Genomic DNA, 18357 nt, shown 5'->3' with positions numbered 1-18357 from the left:
GGCAACGGACAATGCTGCCGCTCGCTGCGGTGCTTCTTGCCTTGGGCTGCTAAGATAAGTGGACCATGAAAGATTCCACCCCGCCCCGCGCCTCCCTGATCCCGCCCATCGTGCCGCCCGCGCCGCTGGCCAGCCGCGAGTTCAAATTCACCCAGCAGGACTTCGACCGGGTCAAAAAGCTGATCTACGACTATGCCGGTATTGCGCTTAACGACAGCAAGCACGACATGGTCTACGGCCGTTTGGCCAAGCGCCTCAGGGCACACAATATGTCCAGCTTCCAGGACTACCTGGTGCTGCTGGAAAAGGGCAATGAGGCCGAGTGGGAAGCCTTTATCAACTCGCTGACCACCAACCTCACCTCCTTCTTCCGCGAGGCGCACCACTTCCCGGTACTGCTGGAACACCTGCGCGCCAACCGCAGCCTGGGTACGCTCAATATCTGGTGCTCGGCCGCCTCGACCGGCGAGGAACCCTGGTCGCTGGCCATCACCGCCGCCGAGGCTTTCGACAGCCTGCGCCCGCCGGTCAAGATCATCGCCACCGATCTCGATACCAGCGTACTCAAGATCGCCCAGGCCGGTGTCTACAGCGCCGACAAGGTAGACAAGCTTACGCCCCAGCAGCTGAGCCGCTTCTTCAGCCGCCGCGCCGATGGCCAGTACGAGATCAAGCCGGAACTGCGCGAGATGATGACCTTCCGCCGACAGAACCTGATCGACCCGGTCTGGTCGGTACGCGGCCCGTTTGATGCCATGTTCTGCCGCAATGTGATGATCTACTTCGACCGCGCCACCCAACTCAAGATACTGGAACGCTTTGCGCCGCTGCTCCGCAGCAATGGCCTGCTGTTCGTCGGCCATTCCGAGAACCTCTACCACGCTGCCCACCTCTTCAAGCTGCGCGGCAAGACGGTATACGAGCTGGAAGCGGCTAAAAAGCCTTGAGCGTATCCAGGGCAAAAAAAAGCGCCTCACGAAGAGGCGCTTTTTTTACGACCGGCGACAAGCTTACTTGCTCTCCACCTTCTGGCTCTTGCGCAGCTGCGCCATATAGCCATTCAGGTCCTGCTGGCCGGCGACCTGCTCCAGGGAACCGGCCAGGTTGGCGCGCATGGCAGGTTCCAGCGGCTGGGCAGTTGCGGCAGCAACGCGGAACAGGCTATAGCCAGTGGCGTTCTGCGCACCGGCATAGCCCGGCAGCTTGGCGGCCGGCACGGTGAATACCGCATCCAACTCCGGCTTTCCCAGGCCTTGCGGCTGCAGACGGCTGACCGGCTTGGCAGCTGACCACTCCACGGCAGGAGTCTTGCCAGCCTGCAGATCAGCCAGGGCCTGCTTGCCGGCTTCCTGCGCCAGCTTCACCGCACGCTCGCGCTTGAGGGTATCGCTGATCTTGGCCGTCACGTCCGCCAGCGGCTGCAGCTTCGCCGCCTCGTGCGCGCTCACGCGGGCCGCCACCAGGGTGCCCGGGGCCACTTCCACGGCCTCGGCGTTATGCTTCTTGACCAGCACGTCGTCGCCAAAGACCGCTTCACGCAGCTTGGCATTGTTCAGCAGCGGGTCGGCACTGCCGTCACGGCTCACCCAGTCGCTTTGCTTGATGGTCAGCTTGTAGGCCTCGGCTGCCGGCTGCAGGCTCTCGGCCTTCTGGTAGACCAGATCGCTGAACTTCTCGGTCTCGGCCTGGAAGCGCTTCTGGCCTTCCTCAAGCTTGATACGCTGTTCGATCACCGGGGTGAGCTCGGCCAGGGTCTTGGCGCGCACATCGGTCAGTTGCAGGATGTGGTAGCCATACTGCGTCTCAACCAGACCGGAGAGCTCGCCCTTCTTGAGCTTGAAAGCGGTGTCTTCGAATGGTTTGACCATGGCACCACGGCCAAAGAAGCCCAGATCACCACCCTGCGCAGCCGAACCCGGATCGTCCGAGTTGGCCTTGGCCAGTTCGGCAAAGCGGTTGCCGTTCTGCTTGAGTTCGCTCAGGAGCTTCTCAGCCTTCTGCTTGGCGGCATCCTTGGCGGCCTTGTCGGCGTTCGCGTCGACCTTGACCAGGATATGCCGCACCTGGCGCTCTTCCGGCGCCAGCTCGGCCTTGTGGGCCTCGAAATAGGCCTGCACCTTGGCCGCATCGACGGCGATGCCCTGGGCGAGCTCCTCGCGCGACAACACCACGTACTCGAGCTTCACCCGCTCGGGCAGACGATAGTCGTTCAGATGGGTGTCGTAATACTGTTTGATGTCGGCGTCGGTGAGCTTGACCTGATCCAGGAAGCGCTCGGGGCCGTAGTGGTACATCGCCACATCACGGGGTGTAGCCAGCGCGGTGATCAGACGATCGCCGGCTGCCTTGGAGCTGATGGAACTGCCCATAAGCGAGCCAACCAGCTGCTGCAGGCGCAGGTCTTCGGCCAGCTTGGCTTCGAATTGCGGGATGGACATCTGGCGGGCAGCCAAGAGTTCCTTGTAGCGCTCGGCGCTGAACTGGCCCTTCTCGTCCTTGAAGGCCGGAATCTTGAGGATCTGTTCACGCAACTGGGCGTCGCTGGCGCGGACATAGCGCTTGTTGGCCTCGTTCAGCAACATCTGGCGCTGAATCAGCTCCTGCAGCAGCTGCGGCTTCTGGGCATCCGCCACCGGCTGGCCGTTGTTGGCCGCTGCAAGGTCGCGCTCACCGATCTTGACCCCGTCTACCTTGGCCAGGTAGTCCGAGCCGAAACCGGAGGCGCTATAACCCGCCACACCGCCGCCTACCAACAGGCCCAGACCAACCAGCCCCAGTGCGACCGAGGCAAATTGGCGATTCTTATCCACGAAATCAAACATCGGAACACATCTCCACATCCGGCAAGGATGGTTTGTTACGGGCAATAAAAAAGGGTGAACTTTACAGTTCACCCTTTTTGTCTGGCGGAGCGGACGGGACTCGAACCCGCGACCCCCGGCGTGACAGGCCGGTATTCTAACCAACTGAACTACCGCTCCAGATCCGTTCAGCCTAATCACTCAAGCATGAAAGGGTGATCGACTACGGCATAACTGGTGGGTGGTGACGGGATCGAACCGCCGACATTCTGCGTGTAAGGCAGACGCTCTACCAACTGAGCTAACCACCCTGATCCTAACTGACCGAATCGGCTAAACCGCTGATTCGGTATTCGGTCCAGGAAAGCCAGCTATTGTACGGCATCCTTCAGGGATTTGCCAGCACGAAATTTGGGTTGCTTTGCAGCCTTGATCTTGATGGTTGCACCGGTACGCGGATTGCGACCGCTGCGGGCACTACGTTCACCGACATAAAAGGTACCGAAGCCCACCAGCGTCACCAAGTCACCACCCTTGAGGGCCTTGGTCACGGAGGCGATGGTAGCGTCAAGCGCTTTACCTGCAGCGGCCTTGGAAATCTCAGCTTCGGCGGCGATGGCGTCAATCAGTTCCGACTTATTCACTTATGTCCCCTTTCGGTTGATAGGATGAGCAACGAAGGTCAAACGCACGAGCTTTATAGCAAGCGGATTTTTCGCGTGTCAAGCGCAAAGCCGCGTCACTGCTGGATTTCCGGGCATACGCCCGGAATTTGTTTTAAATCCCACTAATGAACCCCTGGAAAAGTCCGCTTACTCGCGTCGGCGAGGGCCCGAGGGCCGTGGGGGCCTGGTATCAATCGGCGAGAAATAGCCGATTTTCGAACGCGCTGCCCCACCCGGGCAGCCCCGGGAGGAACAGCGTTACTTAACGCAATAGCCGCTTGCTGAGCCTTCCTAATGCTTGGTCGGCGTAGTGCTGGCCGGCGCCGTCGTGCCAGCCGCCGGAGCAGCCTCTGCGGCGGCTTCCGGCTCGGCCGGACGGGGCAGCGGTTGCCGCTCCAAAGCCAGTGCCAGCACCTGATCTATCCACTTCACCGGGTGGATTTCCAGCTTTTGCTTGATGTTGTCCGGAATCTCCACCAGGTCCTTGGTGTTGCCGTCAGGGATCAGCACATGCTTGATGCCACCGCGATGCGCGGCCAGCAGCTTCTCTTTCAGGCCACCGATCGGCAATACCTCGCCACGCAGCGTGATCTCGCCGGTCATGGCCACGTCCGCCCGTACCGGAATGCCGGTCAGGATGGACACCATGGCGGTGGTGATCGCGATACCGGCCGAAGGACCATCCTTCGGGGTTGCGCCTTCGGGCAAGTGGATATGGATATCGTGCTTCTGGTAGAAGTCCGGATCGATCCCCAGGCTTACCGCACGGCTGCGCACTACGGAGAGCGCGGCCTGTATGGATTCCTGCATCACCTCACCCAGCGTACCGGTGGTGATCATCTTGCCCTTGCCCTGCAAGGACACGGCCTCAATGGTCAGCAGCTCGCCGCCCACCTCGGTCCAGGCAAGGCCGGTCACCTGGCCGACCTGGTTGTTCTCTTCGGCCAGGCCATAGGTGAACTTGCGCACGCCCAGGTACTTGTCGAGGTTCTTGGCGTTGACGATCACCTTCTTGCTGGAAGGCTTGAGCAACAGGGCCTTGACCACCTTGCGGCAGATGCGGGCCACTTCGCGGTCCAGGCTACGCACACCGGCTTCGCGGGTGTAGTAGCGGACAATGTCGCGTAGCGCCGACTCCTGAATCACCAGCTCGTCCTCCTTGAGGCCGTTGGCGGTCATCTGCTTGGGCACCAGGTACTTCTCGGCGATATTGACCTTCTCGTCCTCGGTATAGCCGGCCAGTCGGATGATCTCCATCCGATCCAGAAGCGGCGCCGGGATATTGAGCGAGTTGGCGGTGGCCACGAACATCACGTCCGAGAGGTCGTAGTCGACTTCCAGATAGTGATCGCTGAAGGCATGGTTCTGCGCCGGGTCCAGCACCTCCAAGAGGGCAGAGGACGGGTCGCCACGGAAGTCAGCACCCATCTTGTCCACTTCGTCCAAGAGGAAGAGCGGGTTCTTTACCCCGGCCTTGCTCATGGACTGCAGGATCTTGCCGGGCATGGAGCCGATATAGGTACGACGGTGGCCGCGGATCTCGGCCTCGTCGCGCACGCCACCGAGCGCCATGCGCACGAACTTGCGGTTGGTGGCACGGGCGATGCTCTCACCCAGCGAGGTCTTACCCACGCCGGGAGGGCCTACCAGGCACAGAATGGGGGCCTTGAGCTTGTCTACGCGCTGTTGCACGGCGAGGTACTCGACGATACGTTCCTTGACCTTGTCGAGGCCGTAGTGGTCGCTGTCGAGCACCTTGTCGGCCTCGGCCAGGTCCTTGCTAATCTTGGTCTTCTTCTTCCAGGGCAGACCGATCAGGGTATCGATGTAGTTGCGCACCACGGTGGCCTCAGCCGACATGGGCGACATCATCTTCAGCTTCTTGAGCTCGGCATCGGCCTTGGCCTTGGCATCCTTGGGCAAGCCGGCGGTCTTGATGCGCTTCTCCAGCTCGTCGAGCTCGGCGCCTTCCTCGATCTCGCCCAGCTCCTTCTGGATTGCCTTGACCTGCTCGTTGAGGTAGTACTCGCGCTGGCTCTTCTCCATCTGCCGCTTCACGCGGCCACGGATGCGCTTTTCCACCTGCAGGATGTCGAGTTCGGCCTCCAGCTGCTTGAGCAGGTGCTCCAGCCGGTCGCCGACCTTGAACATCTCGAGGATTTCCTGCTTTTGCTCCAGCTTGAGCGGCAGGTGGGCGGCGATGGTGTCGGCCAGACGACCGGCACGCTCAATACCCGACAGCGAGGTCAGCACCTCCGGCGGAATCTTCTTGTTCAGTTTGACGAACTGGTCGAACTGGCCGAGCAGCGCACGGCGCATGGCCTCGGTCTCGGTATCTTCTACCGCGTCGAGCGGCACCGGACGGGCGGTGACGGTAAAGTGACCTTCATCTTCGGTGATCGTCTCCACCAGCGCACGCTGGCTGCCTTCCACCAGCACCTTCACGGTGCCGTCAGGCAGCTTGAGCATCTGCAGGATGGTGGCAACGGTGCCGACGTCGTACATATCGCTCGCGACCGGCTCATCCTTGGCGGCATTCTTCTGCGCCAGAAGGAGGATCTGCTTGCCGGCTTCCATGGCGGCCTCAAGGGCGCGGATGGACTTGGGGCGGCCAACGAACAGCGGAATCACCATATAGGGGAAGACCACCACGTCGCGCAGCGGCAACAGTGGCATCTCGATAGGCTTGGCGGGTAATTCAGCGTGCTGGGACATGGGCTATCCAGTGCGGGTGTCGATGGCTGGAAGATGGGGGGCATAACGTTAATTTCAATCACGCCTGAATCCATCTTGACTGATATACGGAGGGCTTCGCAACTGCCGCCGGCAAAAAAGAAACCGCCCCGAAGGGCGGTTTCTTTTGCTTTGAATCACTTAGCGCTGATTTGCGAGACAACACGCTAAGAGCCTGTCATGAACTTAAGCCACAGACAGGTAACGGAGGCTAGCGCAGGCGCCAGGGCACCCCTGGCGCTACGCGGCAAAGAGAGCTGAACCGGCAGGCTCTTCCCTGTTTTGATCCACCCCCTCCGCCCCGCCGCCGCGGGGAACCTCGCTGGCGCTCGTCAGCAGACTGCTGCCAGCAACCTTAAGCGGCTTGCGACTGCGGCTTATCCTCGTGCACCAGGATGGGCTGGCCGGCGTGCTCGATCACGTTCTCGTCGATCACCACCTTCTTCACGTCGTGCTGCGAGGGCAGCTCGTACATGGTGTCCAGCAGCGCACCTTCGAGGATGGAGCGCAGACCACGCGCACCGGTCTTGCGGATCAGGGCACGGCGGGCAATCGCCGACAGCGCCTCAGGCCGCACTTCCAGCTCGGCGCCCTCCAGCTCGAACAGCTTCTGGTACTGCTTGATCAGCGCGTTCTTGGGCTCGGTCAGGATGGTGATCAGGGCGGCCTCATCCAGTTCGTCCAGAGTCGCCACCACCGGCAGACGGCCGACGAACTCGGGGATCAGGCCGAACTTGATCAGGTCCTCAGGCTCGGTCTCGCGCAGGGTCTTGCCCACATCCTTGCTCTCGTCCTTGGAGTGCACCGAGGCACCAAAGCCGATGCCGCCCTTTTGCGAACGCTGGCGGATCACTTGGGCCAGTCCGTCAAAGGCGCCGCCGCAGATGAACAGGATGTTGGTGGTATCAACCTGCAGGAACTCCTGGTTCGGGTGCTTACGGCCCCCCGAAGGCGGGATCGAAGCCACGGTACCTTCGATCAGTTTGAGCAGGGCCTGCTGTACGCCCTCGCCCGACACATCGCGGGTGATCGAGGGGTTGTCGGACTTGCGCGAGATCTTGTCGATTTCATCGACATAGATAATGCCGCGCTGGGCCTTTTCGATATCCCAATCGCACTTTTGCAAGAGCTTGGCGATGATGTTCTCGACATCCTCACCTACGTAGCCCGCCTCGGTCAGCGTGGTGGCATCGGCCATCACGAAGGGCACGTCCAGAAGGCGCGCCAGAGTCTGGGCCAACAGGGTCTTGCCCGAACCGGTCGGTCCGATCAGGAGGATGTTGGACTTGGCGAGTTCGACGTCGCCGGCCTTGGCAGCCGGGTTGGCCAAACGCTTGTAGTGGTTGTACACCGCCACGGCCAGCGTCTTCTTGGCCTTGTCCTGGCCAATCACGTACTGGTCCAGCGAGGCACGGATCTCGGCCGGCGAAGGCAGCTTGGCACCGCCCGACTTGCCGCCTGCCGGCGCTACACCGGTGCCAGACTGCAGTTCCTCTCGGACGATGTCATTGCAAAGCTCGATGCACTCGTCGCAGATAAAGACCTGCGGACCGGCGATCAGCTTGCGTACCTCATGCTGGCTCTTGCCGCAGAAGGAGCAATACAGGAGTTTTTCTTTTTCAGTCATGGCAACCTCGCCACTGCTACGCGGCCGCCCGGGGCGACCGCAGTCTGTAAAACCGACAGGCCGGCTGGCAGCCGGCCCGATGGCGAACGGGTTATGGTAACGCTTAACCCAGCGCCTGACGCGAGGTGATCACCTGGTCGACCAGGCCGTATTCCTTCGCTTCAGCAGCGGTCATGAAGTTATCGCGATCGCTGTCGCGGGTAATATCTTCCAGCGAACGGCCGGTGTGTTCGGCCATCAGCTTGTTCAGCCGCTCGCGCAGGCTGAGGATGTACTTGGCATGGATCTCGATATCGGTCGCCTGGCCCTGGAAGCCACCCAGCGGCTGGTGGATCATGACGGTCGAATTCGGCAGCGCAAAGCGCTTGCCCTTGGCGCCGGCCTGCAGCAGGAAGGCGCCCATGCTGGCGGCCATACCCACGCACAGGGTGGACACATCCGGCTTGATGAACTGCATGGTGTCGTAGATCGACATGCCGGCCGAGATCGAACCGCCAGGGCTGTTGATGTACAGCGAGATGTCCTTGTCCGGGTTTTCCGATTCCAGGAACAGCATCTGCGCCACCACCAGGTTGGCGGTAGCGTCGTTGACCGGGCCCACCAGGAAGATCACGCGCTCCTTCAGGAGGCGCGAGTAGATATCGTAAGCACGCTCGCCGCGGCCGCTCTGCTCGATCACCATGGGCACATAGCCCAGAGCTTGCGGGTCGGTCTTGGTTTGCCAGTCAGCGGGATTCCAGTTGCTCATGATGTCCTTCATCACCTTGGTCTAAGGTTGGGCAAGTCGTAGATAGTAGCCGGGATAAAAAAGGGCCCGGCCGGCACTTACCCTAAAGGTAAGGCGGACGAGCCCTTTTTCAAGCTAGACGCGTCAGAACATTAAGCCTGCTGGCCCATCAGTTCATCAAACGCCAGTTGCTTGTCTACCGTCTTGGCCTGGGTGTAGACGAACTCGACCACATTGTCTTCCAGAGCCAGCGCCTCGGGGCCTTCCAGGCGCTCAGGGCTGGAATAGTACCACTTGACCACTTCTTCCGGATGCTCGTAGCTCTCGGCGAACTCGTCGACGATGGTACGGATCTGCTCCGGCTTGGCTTCCAGCTTATTGGCGCGAACCACTTCAGCCAGCACGAGGCCCAGGCTGACGCGGCGCTTGGCCTGCTCTTCGAAGACTTCCGGCGGGAAGGGCATGTTCTTCGGATCGAAGCCACGCTGTTGCATTTCCTGACGGGCGTTCTCGATCAGACGGCCGATTTCCTGGTTCAGGAGGGCCTTCGGGGTCTCGACCGGGGTCACGTCCAGCAGGGCTTGCATAACCGCTTCCTTGGCACGGGCGGTCAGGCGGCGCTTCACTTCACGCTCAACGTTCTTGCGGATCTCGGCGCGCAGGGCATCCAGGTCACCGCTCTCAATACCCAAGAGCTTGGCGAAGTCGGCATTCAGTTCCGGCAGTTGCGGTGCAGCGACGTTCTTGACGGTCACTTCGAACTGAGCGGTCTTGCCGGCCACTTCCTGGCCTTGATAGTCAGCCGGGAAGGCCAGGTCGAAGGTCTTGCTCTCGCCTTCCTTCATGCCCAGCACGGCATTGTCGAATTCCGGCAGCATCTGGCCTTCACCAGCCAGGAAGGCGTAGTTCTCGCTGGAACCGCCCGAGAAGGCGACGCCGTCGATGGTGCCCTTGAAGTCGACGATCACGCGATCGCCCTTCTCGGCAGCACGCTCAACGCGGTCAAAACGGGTGCGCTGCTTGCGCAGGATGTCGATGGTCTTGTCGACTTCAGCATCGGACACGACCAGCACCGGACGCTCAACTTCCTTGCTGCTCAGGTCGCCAACGGTGATTTCCGGGTAGACCTCGAAGGTGGCGCTGAACGTGAAAGCATCGCCTTCCGAAGGCTTGCCTTCAAACTGCGGGAAGCCGGCGACGCGCAGCTTCTGTTCTTGCACTGCCTTGGCAAAGGCGGTCTGCACTTGCTCGTTCAGCACTTCTTCACGGGCTTGCAGGCCGTAGTTGGCGGCCACGATCTTCATGGGGGCCTTGCCGGGACGGAAGCCCTGGATGCGGGCAGTACGGGCCACACGCTTCAGACGGGCGTCCACGGCGGACTCGATGTCGGCGGACGGGATCGCGAAGTCAAGACGACGCTCCAGTTGGCCCAGCGTTTCCAGTTGTGCTTGCATGGTCAATCTATCCTGTATTGCTGTGTGCAAAGTTACTTACAAAACCGCCGGCAAATGCCGGCGTCAGCGGAAACCGTGGTGCGAGCGGAGAGACTCGAACTCTCACACCTTGCGGCGCTGGAACCTAAATCCAGTGCGTCTACCAATTCCGCCACGCTCGCTTTAATTCACGCCCCTTAAGCAGGGTTGGCCGACCCGTTTACCGGACCCGGCGCGTAAAGAATCGCGAATTATAGGCGAGAGCGGCCGGAAAAAACAAACCCGCCCGGCAGCTTGTAGTATGCCGGCCTTCCTGGACGGCAAAATCGGCACTGTATCCATGCCGCCGCAACGGCCATGCACGGCCGTCTTGTCGTCATCAAGCCTGTGTCATACTAGCGCCCGCCTTACGACGCCCGGTCAAACCGGGCTCCATAACCACGCGAGAGCCTTACGCCCCGTGACTACGCTGCGCCTGTTCATCACCGAATCCAGCCTGCCGGCCACCGCCGCCACCGAGGTCGAGTGGCGCCTGCTCGACGGCCAGCAGGTCAGCCAGGGTCGCTCCACCCTGCAGTCCTTACCTGCCGCCGGTCGGCTGGAGCTCTTTCTGCCGCCCGCCCGGGTATTGCGCGCCACCGTCAGCCTGCCGCCCGGCGCCCGCCGGCAGGCTGGCAAGCTCCTCCCCTATGCGCTGGACCAGGTTCTCTTGACCGAACCGAGCGAACAGCACCTCGCCCACCGCATCGAGGACGAACGCTGCCTGGTGGCCGCGGTGCAGAAGGAAGCCTTCGCCGAGCTGCTCAATACCCTGGGCCAGCTCGGTCGCCGGCCGCGCAGCGTCTGGTCGGCCGACATGCTGATCCCGGCCGACGGCCAGAGCCTGATGTGGTATGGCAATGGCTGGGCACGCCGCACCGCCGACACTGCACAATGGTTCGACGCCACCGACCCGCAGCAGCCCCCCGAGCTACTGGCCCTGGCCCTGCCAGAGGCCGAACCGCTGACACTGGCGCTGCCGGCACGGCAGACCTCGGCACCCGAGCTGGGCGCCTGGCAAAGCACGCTGGCCCGGCCGGTCAGCCTGGCCGCCGGTGACGTGCTGGCCCGACCCATCGCCCCCGACGCCATCGATCTCTTGCAAGGCGAATTCGCCGCCGGCCCCCAGCTCGACCTCGACTGGTCGCGCCTGCGCGCCAGCGCCGTACTGGCCGGCGCCATGCTGGCCATTGGCGGCCTGCTCTGGCTGGGCCAGTGGTGGAGCTGGCGTAGCGAAGAGGCCGCCCTCAAGCAGCAGATCCGTACCGCGTATAGCCGCGCCTTCCCCAAGGAGCCCATGGTCGACCCGGTCCTGCAGCTGCAGGCCAAGTTACGCAGCCAGTCACCGGGCACCCCGGCCGGCAACGGCAGCGACAGCCTGGGCAAGCTGATGGACCTCGCCCCGCGCCTTGCCACCGGCGGTGGCATCAAATTACTGAGCCTGGACTACCTCAATGGCCGTATCGAGGCCGAGTACCAGGCCAAGCCGGAACAACTGGCCGGGCTCGCCCAGGCACTGAGCCAACTCGGCAAGGTGGACAGCCGTCCCAGCGCCGCCGACCGTACCCGTATTACGCTGACCCCGAATTCATGAACGCCGCCCTGCTCCCGCTCCAGGCCTACTGGAAACAACGCAACCGCCGTGAACGCGCCATCCTCAAGGTTGGCGGGGCCGTCTTGCTGATCGCCCTGGTCTACGGCCTCTTGATCGACCCGGTCAATAGCCAGTGCGAACGGTTGCAACGCAGCCTGCCCGCCCTGCGGGCCGATGTCGCCCGCTTCGAGCGCGACATCCTGGCGGCCCGCGGCCAGAGCACAGTTCAGAACAACGATCTGGCCATGCTCGCTACGGCAGCCGGTCTGGGGCCACAACAGGCCAAGCTCAACCGTATCAATGACAAGCAACAGGCCCTGCACGCTAGCGGCGCCCCCTGGTCGGCCCTCACCACCCTGCTCGGCAGCGCCCGCAGCCAGGGCTGGCAGCTGGCCAAGCTGTCGGTACGCGCCGGTGCCGAGCCCGGCATGGTCGATGCTGATCTGGAGTGGACCCGATGAGGCGGCTAGGCACACTGTGGTGGGTCGTCCTGGCGATCTTGATCCTGATCTTCCTGCTCTTGCGCCTGCCGGCCAGCCTGCTAGGCAGCGTGCTGGAGGGCCAGAGCGGCGGCAAGCTGCAATTGGTGGCGGCCGAAGGCACCATCTGGCAGGGCTCGGCCCAGCCGGTGCTGCAAGGCGCTGCCCTGGCGGAGCGGCTGAGCTGGAACTGGCAGCCCAAGGCACTGCTACAAGGCAAGCTGGGCTACCAGATCAAACTCGACCAGGGCAGCGCCCTTCTGAACGTGGGCCTGCGTAGTCTGGAACTGCGCGATGCCAACCTGGGCCTGCCCGCCGCTCCCTTGCTGCAGCTCGACAACCGCAGCAAGGCTTACGGTCTCGCGGGCCAGTTGCAGCTCAGCACCGGCCGCTTTGTCTGGCAGGCCGGCAAGCCGGAAGGCCAGCTGCTGCTGGACTGGCGCAATGCCGCTTCCAGCCTCGTACCCGCCGTACAGCCGCTGGGCGACTACCGCGCCACGCTGAGCCCCGCCGGCGAGCGCTGGCAATTGCAGCTCACCACCCTGGGCGGGCCCTTGCAGCTCAGCGGCCAAGGTAGCTGGGACGCCAAGCAGGGCCTGCAGGCCGAGGTCGGACTCAAGGCTGCCAACGGTTCGGAAGGCCTGCTGGCCCCCTTCCTGAGCCAGGTCGGCGCCGGCGCGCCCGACAGCGAACGCCGCCTACGTTTTAACTTCCGGTGAGCCTAGTAGCGCTGCCAAATTGAGCCGGAACATATAAACGTGCGCGTACAGGCACCCGGGAAACCGGGGAGCCACAGGGCACGCAGGCCCGACGTACGGCTCCCCCTCGCTTGATCGAATCCCCCCCTCGTCCCCGCCGCCGCGGGGAAGCCTCGCTTCGCTCGTAAGCTCACGGATTAGGCAGCAGCGGGTAGAATGCGGCTTTTACCGCACTGATCCGGCCCATCATGACCGTCCGTACCCGTTTTGCCCCCTCCCCTACTGGCCTCTTGCACATTGGCGGCGTGCGTACCGCCCTGTTCAGTTGGGCCCATGCCCGCAAGCAGCAAGGCGTGTTCGTGCTGCGTATCGAGGACACCGACCTGGAACGCTCGACCCCCGAGTCCGTCCAGGCCATTCTCGACGGCATGCACTGGGTGGGCCTGGACTACGACGAAGGTCCCTACTATCAGATGCAGCGCATGGACCGCTACAAGGCCGTACTGCAGGACATGCTGCAAAACGGCAGCGCCTACCGTTGCTATACCAGCAAGGAAGAACTGGACCAGATGCGCGCCGAGGCCGAGGCCCGTGGCGAGAAGCCGCGCTACGACCGCCGCTGGCGTCCTGAGCGCGACAAGGTGCTGCCGGCCATCCCGGACGGCATCCAGCCGGTGATCCGCTTCCGCAACCCGATCAATGGCGTGGTGGCCTGGGATGACGCGGTCAAGGGCCGTATCGAGATCGCCAACGGCGAGCTGGACGACCTGATCATCGCCCGACCGGACGGCACCCCGACCTATAACTTCTGCGTGGTGGTGGACGACTGGGACATGGGCATCACCCATGTCATCCGCGGCGACGACCATGTCAACAACACCCCGCGCCAGATCAATATCCTGGCTGCACTGGGCGCACCACTGCCGGTCTATGGCCACCTGCCCATGATCCTCAACGCCGACGGCCAGAAGATGAGCAAACGGCGCGACGCAGTCAGCGTCGTGGACTACAGCGAGCAGGGCATCCTGCCCGAGGCCCTGCTCAACTACCTGGCCCGCCTGGGTTGGGGTCATGGTGACGACGAGTTCTTCACCCTGGACCAGTTCGTCGAGTGGTTCGACCTCAAGAACGTCAGCCCCAGCCCCTCGCGCTTCGACCGCGACAAGATGCTGTGGATCAACCAGCAGCACATGAAGGCTGCCGACAACGGCCGCCTCGCCACCCTGACCGAGCCCTTCCTGGCCAAGCTGGGTTGCAATGTGCAACAGGGTCCGGCGCTCGCGGATGTGATCACCCTCCTCAAGGAGCGCGTGACCAACCTGGTCGACCTCGCCGCCCAGGCCACCTATTTCTACCGCCACGATGCCGCCCCGGCCGAGCTGGCTGCCCAGCACCTGACCGAGGAAAGCCGCGCCCGCCTGGGTCGCTTCGCCACCGTACTGGCCGATACCAGCTGGGATGCCGCCAGCATCAGCGCCGCCATCAAGGCCTTCGTGGCCGCCGAAGGCATCAAGATGCCGCTCTTGGGCATGCCGGTGCGTGCCGCCGTCTGCGGCACGACCCAGACCCCTTCGGTTGATCTGGTGCTGGCCCTCTTGGGCAAGGAAGAAGTGCTGAAGCGGCTCGCCAACGCCGCGTAACCGCCTCAACTTCCAGACAAGCCCTGCCGATCCTGACCGGCAGGGCTTTTTTGTTGGCCTGCTTCAGCCCAACAACCAGGCTTCGCTACGGTTGCGACCACTGTTCTTGGCTCGGTACAAGGCTTGGTCGGCACGCGAGATCAGTTTTTCCAGGCTCAACCCGTCCACCCATTCGGCCACGCCAAAGCTGCTGCTAAAGCGCACCGGCCCATCCTCATGCGGCAGCGTAAGCGCGGCGATGGCAAGGCGTAGCCGTTCAGCCACCTGTAGCGCCGCCATCAGCGCGGTATCCGGCAGCAGTACCACGAACTCCTCACCGCCAAAGCGGGCCGCCACATCCACATCGCGCAACGCATCCCGCGTCAAACGGGCGATCTCGACGATCACCTGGTCGCCCGTCTCATGCCCATAGCTGTCGTTGATGCGCTTGAAATGATCGATATCGAAGATAAACACCGACAGCGCCGTCCCCTGCCGCGAGGATCGCGCCAGCTCTATGGCGGCACGCTCATGAAAGGCCCGGCGATTGAGTAATTCGCTCAGGCTATCGGTGCTGGCCAATGTTTCCAGCTTGCTCACCAGCTGCTGGCGCTCTTCCAGAGAGTTCAAAAGGTGTTCGTTCGCCAGATTGAGCAGTTCGGTCCTTTCATGCACCTGGTCTTCCAGCGAGGCATTGAGCGCGCTGAGCTTGTCTTGCTCGGTCTTGAGCGCCGCCACCATATGGCGCAGCGAATTGGCCAGCTGGCGCATCTCGGTGAAGCGCAATTCGCTAGGGATCTGTACCGCCAGCTCGCCCGCACGCAAACGGTCAGCCGCATCGCCCAATGCAGCCAGCGGACGCGCCACCCGGCCAGCCAGCCACAGACCGAACAGGCTGAACAACACCGCCAATCCCACCCCGATCGCCAGCACCAGATATTGCAGCCGCAGCACCGGCGCATAGGCGATCGCCAGAGGCTGCCGTACCAAGACCCACCAACCCAGCCCACTGTAGTCTTCCAGGCCGCGGGTGCGCACCAAGGTGGTCAGGTAGTCCTTGCCGTCCGGCCAGCGCAATAGATGCCCCGTTTCCTGTTCGGATTGCGCCAAACCAGGCGGCAACACCACGCCGGCCAGGCCTTCGGGCGCCAGCAGCACCTTGCCCTCGGCATTGAGCACAAATACTTCCACGCCTTGCGAGCGGCGAGCGGCAGAGAACACGGTGCGCTCCACCGAGCGCGCCCACTCCCAGGAAAGATGCGCGCCGATCACCCCGCGTAGCTTGCCATCCAAGCCATAGACCGGGGCGGCGACATCGACAAAACGCAAGGGCTCGCCACTGGCGAGGGCCGGCAACATCTTGGCCAATAGCTTGGCCTCATGCACATCTCCGACAAAAGCTCCCCGCAGGGCGCCGGCAAACCAGGGGCGGGCCGATACGTCAGCGCCCTCCAGCACACCATCGGCCGAATAGATCACCTTGCCCCTGGGGTCGGCAAAGCCGATCCAGGCTACCTCGCCGGCACTGTGCCGCAACTTCTCCAGCACCGCCCGGTTGTCGCTTGGTGCAGCGGCTGGGTCGCGCACCTGGCGCAAGCTGGTGATCAACTCGACCGCACGCAGCTTTTCATACATGCCCAGGTCCAGCCGGTCTGCCATCTGGCCAGCCAGCTCGCGCAAGGCGGTACCGATATCGCGCCGCGCCACGTCGCTGGCCAGTTGCCCCAGTGAATAGGAGAGCAGGATTGCCATCAGCACCGAAACGATGGAGAAGGCAAGTACCAGCGCGGTGCGTAGCGAGAGTCGGCTCATAACGATTGCGCCACTGGGCGCCGCAGTTCAGATGGCTCCAATCTAGCGCAGTTGCACGCGGCTGGCATTCAGCGCTCATCCTCGCCGCAAAGCAGGGAAGCCAGCTCCACCGGTGATGGCAGCCAGAACACAAAGGCCGAGCCCTCGCCATGCCGGCTCTCGGACTGGATGCCGCCGTGGTGCCGGTGCATCACCCGCTGGGCAATGGCCAGCCCGGTACCGGTACCCGCCAGCCGGCCCGTGCTCTGCATGTCCTGAAAAGGCGCGAACAGCCTCTCGGCCGTAGCGGCATCGAAGCCAGTGCCATTGTCCAGCACGACAAACTCGCGCCGATTGCGCCCCTCCCGTTCGAACAGGCGGATGCGCGGCGCGGCCAGCGGCGCGGTGAAATGCCAGGCATTGCGCAGCAGACAGTCGAGCAGGATGCGCATCAGTCCTGCATCGGCATGTACCTGCAGATGTGGCGCAATCTCCACCTCCATGCCCACCCGTGGATATTGATCCTGCAGGTCGGAGACGATCTCCTCGGCCAGCAGGCTCAGGTCCACCTTACCCAGGTTGAGCGGCCGGAGCGAAATGCGCGACAGGCTGACCAGGTCGTCCAGCAGCCGGCCCATGCGGTCGGCGGCATTGAGGGTGCGCTCCAGATAATCGAGCCCGACGGCATCGAGCTTGCCGCCGTAGTCTTCGCGCAGGATGGAGCCAAAGCCGTGCACCGCCCGCAAGGGTGCGTTCAGATCGTGCGAGACGGTATAGGTAAAGGCCTCCAGCTCGCGCATGGTACGTTTGACGTGCTCGGTCCTGGCGACCACCCGCGCCTCCAGCTCACCATTGAGGCGCTGGATATCGGCCTCGCGCCGCAGCCGCTCCAGCTCGGCGGCACAACGACCGGCAAACAGGTTGAGCAGCTTGCCAAACAGCTCCTCCTGCCAGAGCGGCTTGGTATCCAGGATGGCCAGCACCCCCATGACCGCGCCATCCGAGGCGCGTAGCGGCACACCCATATAGCTGCGGGCGGCGATATCGGCCAACGGCGTGCAGCTGGGATAGTGCTGTTGCAGATCATCGGCGTGGAAGACCATGCGCCCCTTGGCAACCTCGGCACTGGGCGCCCCCTCCAAGGGGAAGGTCAGCGGTGCGCGCGGCTCCCCGGCTTCGCTGATCGCCACCGTCATGGCATGACGCGGCGCATTGAGCGGGCTGTACTCGGCCACCAGGGCGCAGCGCACACCCAGCACTCTGGAGAGGCTGTCCATCAGCGCACCCAGGTAGCCCACACCCACCTCGCTGACCGTATCGGCCTGAATGCGCTCGACCAGCAGATTGAAACGCTGCCCCTCCGGGATATCCTGATTGAACCCAGCCATGCACAGAGGGTGGCCATCGGCATCGAGTTCCACCCAGCCGCTGGCCTTGATATAGCGCCAGCCGCCATCAGGCGCACGGACACGGAAAGTGGTGTCATAAGGCCGTATACCGGTCAGCGCGGCGATCACCTCGTCGCGGACCAGGGGCAAGTCCTCGGGATGGAGCATGGCCAGCCAGGCGTTGCCGTCCAGCGGCGCATTCACTGGCAGGCCATAGACCTGGAACATGGCCTCGTTCCAGATCAGCCGCTGGCGGTGGATCTCCCACACAAAAATGCCCAGCCGGGCCGAGCGGGCAGCCTCCAGCAGCGAGCGGGCGATCTCTCCCGGATCGTCGAGCAGCTCAGCCGGGCAGATGGTCAGCTGGGAGAAGTCGGGCAGTTGCATGGTGGGCGGGTCACCAGATGGACCCTACCACTCTAGTGCATGGCAACTGCCGCCGCTTCAGCCACCCTCAGTCGCCGTGTCCCAGCCGCATCGTGGCATGGTGGCTCGCGCCCGGTGCCAGCTTGATGGCCGAAACGCCAATATTGCCGCGTTCCACACAGACATACTCGGGCCAATGCCGGCCGATATCGGCCACCGCCTCGGCAGCCTGACCGGGGTTCCATACCACGGCGCTGCGCATGCCTTCTGCGCCTATCCGCACCGTACGGCCGCCGTCGTGCAGTTGCAGCGGCCCGGGCGCGACCTCGAACACGGCATCGATGGCCTGCTGCAGCCGCACCGTGCCATCCTGCGGGCTGGTGACATGCCCCACCTC

The 18357-nt window shown here is 63.2% G+C and carries 13 protein-coding genes, 3 tRNA genes and 1 pseudogene; 5 read left to right on the top strand and 12 right to left on the bottom strand.

Features of this window, described 5'->3' with window-relative positions; all coding sequences use genetic code 11:
• Window positions 1-65 precede the first annotated feature (65 nt).
• Window positions 66-947 carry a CheR family methyltransferase gene (locus VIM95_RS13150; RefSeq protein ID WP_331986341.1) on the top strand — a complete coding sequence of 294 codons (882 nt, stop codon included), beginning with the start codon at window positions 66-68 and terminating at the stop codon, window positions 945-947.
• A gap of 63 nt (window positions 948-1010) precedes the next feature.
• On the opposite strand, the gene VIM95_RS13145 is transcribed toward VIM95_RS13150, so the two are convergent.
• The 9 genes from VIM95_RS13145 to VIM95_RS13105 form a co-directional block, all read right to left on the bottom strand.
• The gene (locus VIM95_RS13145; protein ID WP_331986339.1) at window positions 1011-2810 is read right to left on the bottom strand and encodes a peptidylprolyl isomerase; all 1800 of its coding nucleotides are present in this window, start codon (window positions 2808-2810) and stop codon (window positions 1011-1013) included.
• Between the two features lie 94 nt (window positions 2811-2904).
• Window positions 2905-2981 (bottom strand) — tRNA-Asp (locus VIM95_RS13140).
• A 55-nt stretch (window positions 2982-3036) separates the two neighbouring features.
• A tRNA-Val gene (locus tag VIM95_RS13135) sits at window positions 3037-3112 on the bottom strand.
• 60 nt (window positions 3113-3172) lie between these two features.
• The gene (locus VIM95_RS13130) at window positions 3173-3445 is read right to left on the bottom strand and encodes an HU family DNA-binding protein (RefSeq protein WP_331986337.1); all 273 of its coding nucleotides are present in this window, start codon (window positions 3443-3445) and stop codon (window positions 3173-3175) included.
• 312 nt (window positions 3446-3757) lie between these two features.
• Entirely contained in the window at window positions 3758-6181 is a 2424-nt protein-coding gene (lon, locus tag VIM95_RS13125) for an endopeptidase La (protein WP_331986335.1), read from the bottom strand.
• Between the two features lie 373 nt (window positions 6182-6554).
• A complete protein-coding gene (gene clpX, locus VIM95_RS13120; protein ID WP_331986333.1) occupies window positions 6555-7826 on the bottom strand; it encodes an ATP-dependent Clp protease ATP-binding subunit ClpX in 1272 nt (423 codons plus the stop codon).
• A 103-nt stretch (window positions 7827-7929) separates the two neighbouring features.
• Window positions 7930-8574, bottom strand: coding sequence for an ATP-dependent Clp endopeptidase proteolytic subunit ClpP (gene clpP / locus VIM95_RS13115; protein WP_331986331.1), 645 nt, complete (start codon window positions 8572-8574; stop codon window positions 7930-7932).
• Window positions 8575-8705: 131 nt separating this feature from the next.
• Window positions 8706-10007, bottom strand: a complete 1302-nt coding sequence (tig, locus tag VIM95_RS13110; protein WP_331986329.1) for a trigger factor — start codon at window positions 10005-10007, stop codon at window positions 8706-8708.
• Between the two features lie 76 nt (window positions 10008-10083).
• A tRNA-Leu gene (locus VIM95_RS13105) sits at window positions 10084-10168 on the bottom strand.
• Window positions 10169-10446: 278 nt separating this feature from the next.
• Between VIM95_RS13105 and gspL the strand changes: the two genes are divergently transcribed.
• From gspL to gltX, 4 genes are all read left to right on the top strand, one after another.
• Window positions 10447-11619 carry a type II secretion system protein GspL gene (gene gspL, locus VIM95_RS13100; RefSeq protein ID WP_331986327.1) on the top strand — a complete coding sequence of 391 codons (1173 nt, stop codon included), beginning with the start codon at window positions 10447-10449 and terminating at the stop codon, window positions 11617-11619.
• On the top strand, window positions 11616-12080 hold the full coding sequence (gene gspM, locus VIM95_RS13095; RefSeq protein ID WP_331986325.1) for a type II secretion system protein GspM: 465 nt from the start codon (window positions 11616-11618) through the stop codon (window positions 12078-12080). Before gspL ends, gspM begins: the two co-directional genes overlap by 4 nt.
• Window positions 12077-12817: a type II secretion system protein N gene (locus VIM95_RS13090; protein WP_331986324.1), complete on the top strand. Its 741-nt coding sequence runs from the start codon at window positions 12077-12079 to the stop codon at window positions 12815-12817. Before gspM ends, VIM95_RS13090 begins: the two co-directional genes overlap by 4 nt.
• A 227-nt stretch (window positions 12818-13044) precedes the next feature.
• Window positions 13045-14436 carry a glutamate--tRNA ligase gene (gene gltX, locus VIM95_RS13085; protein ID WP_331986322.1) on the top strand — a complete coding sequence of 464 codons (1392 nt, stop codon included), beginning with the start codon at window positions 13045-13047 and terminating at the stop codon, window positions 14434-14436.
• 63 nt (window positions 14437-14499) lie between these two features.
• Here the strand turns inward: gltX and VIM95_RS13080 are convergent, their stop codons facing one another.
• From VIM95_RS13080 to VIM95_RS13070, 3 genes and pseudogenes are all read right to left on the bottom strand, one after another.
• On the bottom strand, window positions 14500-16227 hold the full coding sequence (locus VIM95_RS13080; protein WP_331986320.1) for a diguanylate cyclase: 1728 nt from the start codon (window positions 16225-16227) through the stop codon (window positions 14500-14502).
• Window positions 16228-16295: 68 nt separating this feature from the next.
• The gene (locus VIM95_RS13075; RefSeq protein WP_331986318.1) at window positions 16296-17981 is read right to left on the bottom strand and encodes a sensor histidine kinase; all 1686 of its coding nucleotides are present in this window, start codon (window positions 17979-17981) and stop codon (window positions 16296-16298) included.
• Between the two features lie 67 nt (window positions 17982-18048).
• Window positions 18049-18357 (bottom strand): annotated as a pseudogene (locus VIM95_RS13070) (hypothetical protein); the annotation flags it as partial.

Source organism: Chitinimonas sp., assembly GCF_036568685.1.
GTDB lineage: Bacteria > Pseudomonadota > Gammaproteobacteria > Burkholderiales > Chitinimonadaceae > Chitinimonas.
Note: the sequence above shows the minus strand (reverse complement) of the source record. Positions and strands in the feature narration are given on the sequence as shown.

Bases quoted from the DNA above. Each gene is read 5' to 3' on its own strand.
- VIM95_RS13150 (WP_331986341.1), top strand. From the start codon at position 66: ATGAAAGATTCCACCCCGCCCCGCGCCTCCCTGATCCCGCCCATCGTG.
- lon (WP_331986335.1), bottom strand. From the start codon at position 6,181: ATGTCCCAGCACGCTGAATTACCCGCCAAGCCTATCGAGATGCCACTG.
- clpX (WP_331986333.1), bottom strand. From the start codon at position 7,826: ATGACTGAAAAAGAAAAACTCCTGTATTGCTCCTTCTGCGGCAAGAGC.
- clpP (WP_331986331.1), bottom strand. From the start codon at position 8,574: ATGAGCAACTGGAATCCCGCTGACTGGCAAACCAAGACCGACCCGCAA.
- tig (WP_331986329.1), bottom strand. From the start codon at position 10,007: ATGCAAGCACAACTGGAAACGCTGGGCCAACTGGAGCGTCGTCTTGAC.
- gspM (WP_331986325.1), top strand. From the start codon at position 11,616: ATGAACGCCGCCCTGCTCCCGCTCCAGGCCTACTGGAAACAACGCAAC.
- VIM95_RS13090 (WP_331986324.1), top strand. From the start codon at position 12,077: ATGAGGCGGCTAGGCACACTGTGGTGGGTCGTCCTGGCGATCTTGATC.
- gltX (WP_331986322.1), top strand. From the start codon at position 13,045: ATGACCGTCCGTACCCGTTTTGCCCCCTCCCCTACTGGCCTCTTGCAC.
- VIM95_RS13080 (WP_331986320.1), bottom strand. From the start codon at position 16,227: ATGAGCCGACTCTCGCTACGCACCGCGCTGGTACTTGCCTTCTCCATC.
- VIM95_RS13075 (WP_331986318.1), bottom strand. From the start codon at position 17,981: ATGCAACTGCCCGACTTCTCCCAGCTGACCATCTGCCCGGCTGAGCTG.